An 11552-nucleotide genomic window follows, 5' to 3' on the forward strand; every position below is an offset into this window, starting at 1 on the left:
GGAGATGATCCACGATTACATCGTCGTCGGCGCCGGGTCGGCAGGTTGCATCCTGGCGAGTCGCCTCAGCGAGAACGGCCGGCACCGTGTTCTTTTGATCGAGGCGGGCGGCAACGACAATTCCTTCTGGTTCAAGATCCCCGTCGGCTATGCCCGCAGCTATTACAATCCGCGGGTCAACTGGATGTATTCGAGCGAGCCGGAGGGCGAGTTGCAGGATCGCCGCATCTACGTGCCGCGCGGCAAGGTCCAGGGTGGTTCCGGATCGATCAACGCGATGATCTACGTGCGCGGCGCGCGCGACGATTTCGACGATTGGAAAAATGCCGGCAACGCGGGCTGGGGTTATGACGACGTGCTGCCCTATTTCCGCCGGCTCGAAACCCATGCGCGCGGATCATCCGAATGGCATGGCGGCGAAGGCCCGATCCACATTACGCCGATGCGCGGTATGACGCACCCGATCACCGACGCGTTTCTCCAAAGCTGCGGATCGCTGCAGCTGCCTCTGAATGAGGATTTCAACGGCGCCTCGATCGAGGGGGCCGGCGTTTACGACGTCAATACCAATAGGGGCCGCCGCTCGCATTCGAGCGCGGAATACCTTCGGCCGGCGCTGAAGCGGCCGAATCTTACGATCGAGCGCTACGCCCAGGCTGAACGCCTCGTCTTTGGGGACGATGGCCGTGTGACCGGTGTCGATGTTCTCCAGAACGGCGAGCGGCGGCGCTTCACGGCGGGGCGCGAGGTCATTCTCGCCGCCGGCGCGGTCGGCAGCCCGCAACTGCTGCAGCTCTCCGGGATCGGCGATGGTGCGAAACTCTCCTCGCTCGGCATGGAAACGCGGCGGCACTTGCCGGCCGTCGGCGAGAACCTGCAGGATCACCTCTGCGCCAGCTTCTATTATCGTGCGACGATCCCGACGCTCAACGACGAATTCGGCAGTCTCCTCGGCCAGATGCGCCTCGGCCTCCAATATCTGCTGACCGGCAAGGGTCCGTTCTCGATGAGCGTCAACCAGGCCGGCGGCTTCTTCCGCGGCAGGCCGGACGAAGAACGGCCGAACATCCAGCTCTATTTCAATCCTCTGTCCTATCGCATCCCGAACGATCCGAAAGCGGGCCTGAAGCCCGAGCCCTATCCCGGCTACCTGATCTGCTTCAATTCCTGCCGGCCGACAAGCCGCGGCAGCATCTCGATCGCGTCCGGCGATCTCACGCAAAAGCCGCTCATTCGCCCGAACTATCTGACGACCGACCGCGACATCGATGAAGTATTGCAGGGGAGCCGGCTCGTCCGGCGGATAGCCTCGGCTTCGGCGCTCTCTTCGCTGACCGCTGAAGAGATTTCGCCCGCGCCGCGCGTAGAAAGCGATGAGGCCCTGATGGACTATTTCCGCGAAAACTCCGGGTCGATCTACCATCTCTGCGGCACCTGCACGATGGGGCCGGATCAGGCGACCTCCGTCGTCGACAGCGGCCTGCGGGTCCATGGCGTTCCGGGCTTGCGCGTCGTCGACGCATCGATCTTCCCGAACATCACCGCCGGCAACATCAATGCGCCGACGATGATGGTTGCGGAAAAGGGCGCCGATCTCATCCTGGCGGATGCCGCCTGACGCGAGGCCCGAATGGTCCATCGTTCGCTGGCTGGGGAACCCGCCCCGCGCCGGCCGCGAATGCAAGCGCTGCGATTGGCGAGGAGTGAATTGCCATCGCCGATCGAGCGTGGCTATACTCCGTTGACTTCATAGCTGCCCACAATCAGTGCTTGCCTGGCCAAGAGATTGTTACCGCCGCGCTTGGCGCGGTGGGGGGCGTCCGCACTGCGGCCGTCGGCAAAGCACTGCGAGCAACGCCTGCGAGGGAGAGACGCATGCTGAGTTTCCGCTTGAAGAGCCTGCCCGTTACCCTGTTTCTTGCGCTGAGCCTGGCACCATTAGAGGGCCGAGCGGCCTCGCCGGAGCCGGCGAAGGCCGAGCACGGCATGGTTGTCACGGCGCAGCACCTGGCATCCGATGTCGGCGTTGCGGTGTTGAAGAGCGGCGGCAATGCCGTGGATGCCGCTGTTGCCGTCGGCTACGCGCTTGCCGTCACTTATCCGACCGCCGGTAATATCGGCGGAGGTGGTTTCATGACCATCCGCTTCAAGGACGGCAAGACGACCTTCCTCGATTTCCGCGAGCGGGCGCCACAGGCGGCGACCAAGACCATGTATCTCGATGACAAGGGAGATGTCGTCAAAGGGCTCAGCACCGAGGGCTATCTTGCCGTCGGCGTGCCGGGGCCGGTCATGGGCTTCGAAGTGGCCCGCAGCCGCTATGGCTCGAAGCCGCTGGCCGAACTGATCGCGCCTGCGATCGCGCTTGCCAAGGACGGCTTTGTGCTGGAGCAAGGCGATATCAACTCCTTCGACGGCGAGACCGATAGGCTCGCCAAGGATCCGGCGGCGGCCGCGATCTTCCTCAAGGACGGCAAACCCTTCGTGGTCGGTGAGAAGCTGGTTCAGACAGATCTTGCGGCGTCTCTGTCCAGCATCGCGGAAAAGGGAACCGACGCCTTCTACAAGGGCGCGATCGCGGATGCGATCGTCAAGGCCAGTGCCGAGAAGGGCGGCATTCTGGCGAAAGCAGACTTCGAACGCTATGCGGTGCGCGAGTTGGAGCCGGTCAAGTGCAACTATCGCGGTTACGACATCGTTTCCTCGCCGCCGCCGTCCTCCGGCGGCGTCATCATCTGCGAAATCCTCAACATTCTCGAAGGCTACCCGCTTTCCTATATGGGTTACGGCGCCGCGGACACGGTTCACGCGATGATCGAGGCGATGCGCCACGCCTATGTCGACCGCAACACGTCGCTCGGCGATCCGGATTTCGTCGAAAACCCGGTCGCCAAGCTCACCGACAAGGCCTATGCGAAGGAAATCCGCACCAAGATTGATCCGTTCCGTGCCGGCGTCTCCGCGACGCTGATTCCCAAGGGCTTCGGCGAAAGCAAGGAGACGACCCACTATTCGATCATCGACGACGAGGGCAATGCCGTCGCCGTCACCTATACATTGAACGGCTCCTTCGGCGCCGGCGTGGTGGCGCCTGGGACCGGCATCCTGCTCAACAACGAGATGGACGACTTCACCGCCAAGCCCGGCGTGCCCAATCTCTACGGGCTCGTCCAGGGCGAAGCGAACGCGATCGCTCCCGGCAAGACGCCGCTGTCGTCGATGAGCCCGACGATCATCTCCAAGGATGGCAAACCCTTCATGGTGATCGGCAGCCCCGGAGGCGCCCGCATCATCACCATCACGCTCGAGGCGATCCTCAATGTCATCGATCATGGCATGAACATCCAGGAAGCGGTCGACGCGCCGCGCATCCATCACCAATGGCTGCCGGACAAGGTCTTCATGGAGCCCTATGCCCTCTCGCCCGATACCCGCAAGCTTCTGTCTGCAATGGGCCACAACGTCCAGATCGACGAAAGCTGGACGATCTGGGGGCAGGCGACCGGCATTCTCGTCGGCGGCGAGAGCCTCTCCGACATCGAGGCCGGCGGCGGCGCGCGCTACAACGGCGCGGTGGACAGCCGCATCGGCGCAGGCGCGGCACGCGGCTACTAAAGCTTCGGCGAGACGATGGCGGCAAGACGAGGCCGCCTGGTAAAGCGGCGGATCGTCGGTTCGCCGCGCGGTTTCGCAGGTGCGATCACCGGATACTCGCGCGAAAAAGATTTGAAAGCGCTTTTGATTGAATTTATTATAGTTTCCAGAGCGTGCGCCGCACGCGGTCGTACGCTTTGATCAAGCTTCATTCGTGGAGGTTGTCATGGCACTGATGGAAGGAAAGAAAGCGCAGGACTGGGTCAATCTGGTTCTCGCCGTCTGCCTGTTCATCTCCCCCTGGATCATGGGCTTCGTTGTCGAGAGTGTTCCGGCTTGGAACGCCTGGGCCGCCGCCGTCGTGCTCGGCGTTCTGGCGGTCGCAACACTGGCCATGTTTGCGGAATGGGAGGAATGGGCAAGCCTCATCGTCGGGCTCTGGCTGATCGCTTCCCCCTGGCTGCTCGGTTTCTCGACCAGCGCCATTCCCATGTGGACGCATGTCGTCCTCGGGGCACTGGTGACTGCGCTCGCGATCTGGTCGGTCTGGGACGAACGGCAGCACCCGCATGCGCATGCATGATGATGAGCAGCGAAGGTCGCGGCCCGGCGCCGCAGCTCCGGGCCGCGAACAGACGGCGTAATTCGGTGCAATCTCTTGTTTGCAGCTACACCTGGAATTGAAAGCAATTCCTGAAAACGTGCAGAACGATCTTCTTTCAGATCTGCGTGATTTCAAAAAAAGTCGCTCGCTCCCGTGAACCTCGTCGAGTCGTGCCGGGACGCCCCTCTGGCTATCGATGACTCGTCCGCGGTGTCCTTCAGGCGCGCCATCACCAATCTGGTTCAGAATGCGATCGAGCAAGCCGGCGTGCTGCATCTCTGCAAAACGTTCCTAAGCGCGCTGTAAGTATCTGAAATTGTCATATATTTTGCGTGATTTGGGCGGCTTTCTTGATAAGTTTGCGGCCGTCGAGGACGACGATCGTCCATTAGCTCGCGCTACGCGCGAGACACAGCTCGTGAGGACCTCGTCCTCGGAAAGGTACTTGGAACAAGCCGCTCAATCGTATCCTCGCGGGTATCGATGGACTTTTCTCGCGTTCGGGTATGCGATGTGGTCGCGGGTTTTGTGCTGGTTACGGATTAGACTGGATCGGCTGAAGAATGGGACGAGCCGTCTCACCAATCTGCATTATCACCAAGAGGGAGATTTTGCGGGAATTTCGTTGTACGTAGACCGCCATTGGTCGAAGTACGGACGGAGTTCTGCAGGCAGTGACTGCGCGAACTGCTCATCCAGGGGAAAATGAGGCATCGAGGCAGCGATCGCGGCGAGCACTGCGGAGCCTTGCTTCGCATCCTTGGGTCGTTTTAGAAAGTTGCGCTTGTCTTGATCGGCCATCCAAAGCTTTTGAAGCGCAAAGTACCGAGGATCGGGAACGACGAGCCGAGCCGGCGTCCCATCTCGCCCTACAACAACGCGGTTCACATGCCGACCCAACAATAACCATTCCTGCTCTGGTAGGGGAAGCGGACTGGGCTTGTCGTTTTGGAGCATGTTACAAACCGTAGATGGCGCAGCTAACAACTCGAACTCAAACGCTTTTGCGTTTCTGGCCTGGAAGGTTCTCTCTGTGTTGACTGTATAAGTGCTGTCGGCTGCCTTCAGCATGGACATGACGCCGTCGCGGGTTTCGTCCTTTATAAGCGCCGACCAGGTCATGTCGAAGTCATCGGTCTCATCGGGGGCGTCATTTATGCGCCCGCCGGCTTCGATGTTGTAAGCCGGCATAGCGTTTGTACCCACAACTAACAGCTTATCCCCCAGCATTCGGCGCTTGTCAGCCTCCCTGAGGATTTTAGCCGCCTCCGAAGGTATCTGTGGTAATAGGAGGGAGCGATAGAGTGCGCAGGTTTCAGCTAATCTCTTGCGGCTTTCTAGCAGTCGTCCTTCTAGGTCTTCCTTAGTGCGGAGGAACCGTTCGTAGGCAGCTTCGGTTTTCTCAGACCTGGCCCCGAGACTTTTCGCGTTCCCGGTTCTGTCGAGCAATTCGTAAAGGTATTGTTTGCCCGAGCGTTCTGCCCATTTCATCCCGTAAGGGAGCGTTAGCAGGGCGCGTTCTACACCCAGCCACACGTCATAGTGTTGCTGGATGTTGATGAGAACACGCCGCTGTTCATCAGTGTACACGGTTACGATTTCAACCATAAAGTTTTGTCCTGCAAATTCTAGTTTTTACAATTTTGCAGGACAAAAGGAATAAAAACAATGATATATTTTCTGTTGTCAACACTGTATGGTTGTAGTTGATGTTCCTGTTTGCCGATTGCAACCAGCGGGCGCGTGTTCTCCTGTCATCCGCAGCCGAAGCGCGCCCAGTTTATGTCAGAGCCGCCCCAAAGACGGTCGATAAGAACAACAACTGTAGAAAGACACGTAGTTTGACCCAGCAGGTCTAACAATTTCATCGGGTTAGCCAGGGTTGCGTCACCGCGAAATGTCCCAAATGTCAGGCTATTTTGACCGCACTCTAAGTCCTTGAATTAATTGTGTAATTTTGGGGGGGCTTTTCCGCCCTTTTCGACAGGTTGCCTGGCTCCAGATGGCTCAAGAATTTCAGCGGAAGCGAACAGGGCTTTATGTTCCGCTGCGATTTTGGAGGATGAGGCGTTTTGCCAGTAAGTGCCGCGCCACTCGACCTTTAATACGGCTCGGGCTCCGCTGCCCTCCTTGGCCGGCGCACGCCGCTGAAGCGGCGGAAACTCGACCCCCACTCCAGCACTCCCCGGACGTTGAAGCGCGATATTCAAGGCGCGCCCAACCCAGATCTCTGCTTGAGCAGAGCAGCGCCCATGAGATTGCAGCGACCGGACAACAACTAGTGTCAGCGGATGGCAGAGGATAGCGATTTAGCTCGGCTGCACACTTGTCGTTCTGTGGAAGCTGGAATGCGTCGACGAAGCCGATGGCGACGACTTTGGTGAAGACATTGTAACTGACAAATATGGGGCGTTGCTCGAGGGCGACCTCGGACAGTTCATGACGCCTACGGCCTTGTCGAATTCAGTTAGCAAGTTCCTGGGTGCTTCCGAAACGAGGGGAGAGAACAGAGCCGAACCGGCATGCGGAATCGGCGCGCTGGTGATGGCTGATTTACGGCAAATCTACGCGATGCAAGGAAAGGATGGGATTTCGCGCGTCGACTACTCGATCAATGACTTAGATCAGCGGCTCGTGCGCATTGCCACCGTCCAGATTATGTTCCACTCCATTCGGCATGAAGCTCAGTTGAAGCGGCTGGTGGCTCACAATGCCGATGCGATTAGGGACTACAACTCTTCCCCTCCGTTTTTTGTGGCCACCTCCTGGCGAGCGGTGCTTCCTGGGCAGTTGGTTTAGTCATCTCAATACGTTTCACCTCCGGCCGGGCGCGCCTTGCCGAACAGATCAGGTATTCGCTGCAAGAGCCAATGTAGCGGGAATAATCGTGATCGCCACTGGATACAAATCGATTGGGGCGCTTGGGCTCTTGCCGGCGCCGTTCTCGACCTTAATTCGGAAACTCGCGTTCCATTAACGAGTTTTTTGCGTTTATCAGCGGACAACGAGATTGAGCTTGCGGCCGACGAAACCCCGAACGACGATAATAGGTATAAGCCCTTTTGAAGGAACGCTCGTTTTGAAAAAGTCTCGTACCATTCGTCTTGGCGGATATACGCTTCAGTTCGCTCCACCTCCGCCTCCGCTTCCGCAACCTGTCTCGAGTCCCGAGGCACGCGCGGCAGTAGACGCGTTTTGCAAACACGTAAACGAGCTTCCGGTGCAGTCAGTTCAGATGATCGAAGTATCTGAAACAGGCATCAAGTTTCGCAGACGTGCGGGCCGGATTAAGTCAAGCGCAATGTGCGCCGACCTCGGCCTACTTGATACAAAGGCAACTTCGGAAAACGTCGCGGTGGTCTTTAGGATGCAGCGCTGCCGCGATGATCTTGAACCCATGTTTGACGCTGTGCTGGCCCGTAATGTATCCGAGGCGAAGTTTAGGGCGAAAATGATCTCTGGTGCCGTATATCACGAGGTTTCCCGTGCGAGCTAATCCAACGCGTTGAAATGCTCTGAACGCGCAAGCGCTGCGTTGCGGACGAAATAACGGGTTCATGCTTGTATTTTTTCCCCTACCGCTAGAGCTCGCCGACTGCTCTGGGTCAGCCAATTCTGGCCGCTATCTCGGCGTTCGTTCTAGCCCTTAGCGCTCGCGGCTTGCCATGGCTCGGATATCCGGGGAACCATTGTCGCAGGAGAGTAGGACTTTTGCACTGTCGCGTTAGCCGGCCGATGGGCTGGCGGCATGACAGTGGTCGGCATATGGCGCGTTTCGCGAGACGTTAAGGACAGTTTTGGAGTGAACCCGTTGAACGATAAGTACTTTGATCAAATTGACGATCTTCGAGCCCTTTCGGCGGAAGAGTATATGTACTTGGGTGACCTCGTTGATGAAATCCTCAAGCACCTTGCTGAAGCGCCTCCGCTATTTCAAAAGATAATCGCGGGATCGATTTACGTCGATTACAAAACGATGAGGGATTGCTGGACCGCATCCGCGAAATGCTGACGGACCCGAACACCGACGGTGGGCTGATCGCCTATGTGGCATCGGAACTGCTCGGCCGGAACTTCACCTATCAAGAGGACAGTATTTTTCATGTGGCTCGCAACGAAGCGCACTCCGCCACCAATGCACAGCGTCTTCTGAAGTTATCGCGAGAGGGATGATGATGGCTTCAGTGATAATGGCTTCAAACAGAGGTTTGTGGGGTCAATTAGATAAGCAAACTCAAGAACCGCGTTGAGGCCGCCGATGAAGCGCCTCGCGTCAGAATCTACGAGCGCCTTTGGCCAAAGCCCCGATGCAACAGAGAGACTCCGGGGCTTTGAGGCTTCAGCAAACCTTGGGCAAGGCGCCCTCGTAGGCCCGTGCAAGCTTTACGAAGTCGCGCACAGCCTGCTCGATTTGGCGGTGATGGCGAGACGGCATGCGAGTGTCGCCATGGGCCTTGATCATGAAGTAGGCGAACTCAAGCGCCTCGCACTCGAAGGGAATGCCAATCACGCCGATTGCGCTCGCGGCAGGCAGACCAGGGGCTAGCGGCACTACTACCGCATTGCGCGAGTAGTTGCGAGCTGGAACGGTAGCGAGATGGAATCCGTCGCGATCGACGACGAACGCTTTCCCGTCGAGGTATCCGCCGGGCGCGGTGACATGTTCATGGTAGAGGGCGAAGATGAACGCCTGGTACGACGGCGCGAGCTCGCGGTTGATTACTCCGTAGGAGTTCGCCCACAGATTATTGAGTTCAGAGGCCGTAGGATGGATAGGCATGCTGGTCCCTTTATTGCGGACGCTACTGACCGGCGGCGTCGTTCCGATGCGCGAGCTTCGTGCTCGCGGCATATGAGCTGCCGTTGGTAGGTCTGGTTAAAGGGCATGCCTCGTCACTCTCCAAATCTTGCCCGCCGTTCCTACTTTTCAGAATTGTGATTGCATAGGGGCTTGCCGGTGCTTCCGACGCCAATTTAAGGGTCGCAAGTCGCGGATCTACAAGTGTGGCAAACGAAGTATGCCGAAAACCGCTAAATTTTGAGTTTTCTTGTAAATTCCAGCTTCCGGTGACGAGGCGAATATAAATATGGTTGTTTCTGGTCTTGTGAATCGTATTGCCCCCAGTTGACTTGGTATAGATCCGGGCTGATGATATTAAAAATGCAGTAATAGTGTAGGTTATGAAAGTGATGTTGTTTGTGAATGAGAATAACTTTCCGGATTTGGAATGCAACGATGAAAGTGTGGGTTTTTACCAGTCGGAGGTGTTTCGTTTCGCAAGGGAGGAAGCGGCGGAAGAGCTGCTTGATGATGCGATAAGCTCGCTAAGTCAGGAGTACCTGCCTTCAACGGAAATCAGGTTTCGGCCGCTCGTATCGTCTCGCAGACGTTGGTGGCCGAAGGCTTGCTTCGTTGATGTCTATCAGGCGTATGTGGACGGATTAAACGCGTTCGACGGACTGGTACGAAAAGCTCGGCGGCCGCAGGATTTGCCAAATCTCATGCGCGGTCTGATGATCCTCATCGAGGCCGCTAACAAGGTTGCGCTACGGGGTTGGGACGTGAACTGGAGGCAAAATGTCCAGTGGGCGCTCCGCGGGTCACGGTTCGGGCTTTCCGGGTATTCGCTGGTAGAGCGCTACGAAAACCTCCCAGATCGTATAACGCTATCCGAGCGCCTGGAAGTTATCGGCGGTCCCATTTTTTACACGCAAAGTCGCAACAATGGAAAGCTCGGCGAAATCACGCCCGTCGTATTCGCCGGCGAGGCGGAAAAGGCCTACGGAGCGGTATTCCTGTCGCTCAATAGGGGCGCAGGCCGCCGCTACGGGGGCGACTGGACCGTTGACGGGCGCGGAGCGTGCTATCGGCTGCTTTCGGACTAGGCGCTAGGCCAAGCGGCAGTTTGACCTGCCTGCTTGCCCCGATACGGCGGTCGCCTCACAATTCAATTAATCGACGCTGGGGAGCCTGCGGATGCAGTCCAAACACAGAGTTATGGGGAATACGAACCTAAGCGAACGCCTTGATGACAGCCCCGGTACGGTCCTCCTTGATGCGATGAGGGCGGCTGCCTCAGCATGGACAATTCTCGCGGCTGAGATCCAGCGCCTCGGGTACACCGCTGAGAGACCAGTTCCGGAGGACGGAAATTTATACTCTTACTTCGACGCTATTAAGTGGGATGCGTTGGAAATGTCAGATTCCGTTTATGGTTCCCTCTCGGTCGAAGACAGAGAGAAGGACGATCGGGACCTGGAAGAGTTTGAGGCGACCTTCTCTTTCCGGGACGAATACTCTCCTCGCATAACAGCTCTCGCATTTCTGACGATCGGCAAGTTTCTGATTGGTGACGCGTAGTCAGCTCGAGCTTGCTCCGGGATCGCCGCGGACGGCCAGGCTAATGTCGACGACATAAGTTGGCCTTTGGCCCCAGATGTGCCGTGGTGGAGAAATCACTGCGGGTCCGTCAAGTCTAACCGGGCGGCCCACCCCAGCGCATCGCATTGGGCAACGTTCTTGAGGAGAGAATGCCAGCTAGCGGCTGCGTCCAGCTTCTCTTTGCTCCACATATGGCCGGTAATATAATTGCCGTGATCGATGAGCCACATGTCACCCGAGCCAGCAAGAAGGAGGTTGCCGTGATGGCGGTCAACGTTCGCCATCCACTCATCGAATTCGTAAAGGCTGGCAATGTCCTGGGTAACCAGTCGCTCCACAATGCGTCTGATCCCGTCTGCTGAGGGCACGTCGGCAGCTCGCAGCTGCAGCGAACAAGACCGAACTCTCCGAGGAAATGCTCCTCCGTCAGGACCGCCCGGAAACGACGGGAACCTTTAAACCTTTGCGCTGTGATTCAGCGCCTGGACTTGGTGGGCCGACCGCGCGGACGCGCGGAGCGGGAAAGAAAGCTACGAAAATTTTAGAAAATCTAACAGAAGCGTTCGACTTTCTAAATTGAGCTAAGTTCTCAACGGTCCTACCTTGCCATTCGAGCTGCTCGGGAGGCGGCTAGGAGTGGCGCCTCGACCGCCTTCCGTGGAGGAACGATAGCATATTCGAACGGCTGGGACTGGTGGAGCTAAAGGCTTCTCCGACTGATCGACGATGCGCGGACCTCGGCGGGACACAACTCATAATGATCCCTAAGCTGAGGAAATTGTCGATGAATCTTTCTGCCCTTCTTTCCATACGCGCATCCAATGGCCGTCCTGTCCGAGTGGCGTTGATTGGTGCCGGCAAGTTCGGTTCGATGGTCCTGGCGCAAGCCCAACGTATAAGTGGCTTGCACATGGTGGCCGTGGCCGACCTCAATGTTGGCAAGGCGCGTGAATCCATGGAGCGCGTCGGCTG

General features: G+C 57.8%; 10 protein-coding genes and 1 pseudogene. 8 read left to right on the top strand and 3 right to left on the bottom strand.

The window, feature by feature from the left end; all coding sequences use genetic code 11:
* Positions 1-4: 4 nt before the first annotated feature.
* The 3 genes from ACQ5BM_RS07820 (at position 5) to ACQ5BM_RS07830 (ending at position 4177) form a co-directional block, all read left to right on the top strand.
* Positions 5-1618: a GMC family oxidoreductase gene (locus tag ACQ5BM_RS07820; protein WP_429809807.1), complete on the top strand. Its 1614-nt coding sequence runs from the start codon at positions 5-7 to the stop codon at positions 1616-1618.
* 257 nt (positions 1619-1875) lie between these two features.
* Entirely contained in the window at positions 1876-3615 is a 1740-nt protein-coding gene (ggt, locus tag ACQ5BM_RS07825) for a gamma-glutamyltransferase (protein ID WP_429809809.1), read from the top strand.
* Between the two features lie 205 nt (positions 3616-3820).
* On the top strand, positions 3821-4177 hold the full coding sequence (locus ACQ5BM_RS07830) for an SPW repeat protein (RefSeq protein ID WP_429809811.1): 357 nt from the start codon (positions 3821-3823) through the stop codon (positions 4175-4177).
* A gap of 615 nt (positions 4178-4792) precedes the next feature.
* Here ACQ5BM_RS07830 and ACQ5BM_RS07835 read toward each other — a convergent pair.
* Positions 4793-5806 (bottom strand): GSU2403 family nucleotidyltransferase fold protein, encoded by a 1014-nt coding sequence (locus ACQ5BM_RS07835; protein WP_429809812.1) that lies wholly within the window; start codon positions 5804-5806, stop codon positions 4793-4795.
* A gap of 804 nt (positions 5807-6610) precedes the next feature.
* Here ACQ5BM_RS07835 and ACQ5BM_RS07840 point away from each other — a divergent pair.
* Positions 6611-6997: an N-6 DNA methylase gene (locus ACQ5BM_RS07840; RefSeq protein WP_429809813.1), complete on the top strand. Its 387-nt coding sequence runs from the start codon at positions 6611-6613 to the stop codon at positions 6995-6997.
* 1185 nt (positions 6998-8182) lie between these two features.
* Positions 8183-8371, top strand: coding sequence for a hypothetical protein (locus tag ACQ5BM_RS07845; RefSeq protein ID WP_429809815.1), 189 nt, complete (start codon positions 8183-8185; stop codon positions 8369-8371).
* Between the two features lie 166 nt (positions 8372-8537).
* Here ACQ5BM_RS07845 and ACQ5BM_RS07850 read toward each other — a convergent pair whose 3' ends face one another.
* Positions 8538-8978, bottom strand: a complete 441-nt coding sequence (locus ACQ5BM_RS07850; RefSeq protein ID WP_429809816.1) for a hypothetical protein — start codon at positions 8976-8978, stop codon at positions 8538-8540.
* A 401-nt stretch (positions 8979-9379) separates the two neighbouring features.
* Here ACQ5BM_RS07850 and ACQ5BM_RS07855 point away from each other — a divergent pair, with 401 nt between their 5' ends.
* On the top strand, positions 9380-10084 hold the full coding sequence (locus ACQ5BM_RS07855) for a hypothetical protein (RefSeq protein ID WP_429809817.1): 705 nt from the start codon (positions 9380-9382) through the stop codon (positions 10082-10084).
* Positions 10085-10175: 91 nt separating this feature from the next.
* Positions 10176-10559 carry a hypothetical protein gene (locus ACQ5BM_RS07860; RefSeq protein ID WP_429809819.1) on the top strand — a complete coding sequence of 128 codons (384 nt, stop codon included), beginning with the start codon at positions 10176-10178 and terminating at the stop codon, positions 10557-10559.
* A gap of 95 nt (positions 10560-10654) precedes the next feature.
* Here ACQ5BM_RS07860 and ACQ5BM_RS07865 read toward each other — a convergent pair whose 3' ends face one another.
* The gene (locus tag ACQ5BM_RS07865; RefSeq protein ID WP_429809821.1) at positions 10655-10918 is read right to left on the bottom strand and encodes a hypothetical protein; all 264 of its coding nucleotides are present in this window, start codon (positions 10916-10918) and stop codon (positions 10655-10657) included.
* 446 nt (positions 10919-11364) lie between these two features.
* Between ACQ5BM_RS07865 and ACQ5BM_RS07870 the strand changes: the two are divergent.
* A pseudogene (locus ACQ5BM_RS07870) lies at positions 11365-11552 on the top strand (flagellar biosynthesis protein FlgA); the annotation flags it as partial.

Origin of the sequence: Ensifer sp. B1-9 (assembly GCF_050474445.1) — a bacterium.
In the GTDB taxonomy this organism is placed as follows: Bacteria; Pseudomonadota; Alphaproteobacteria; order Rhizobiales; family Rhizobiaceae; genus Ensifer.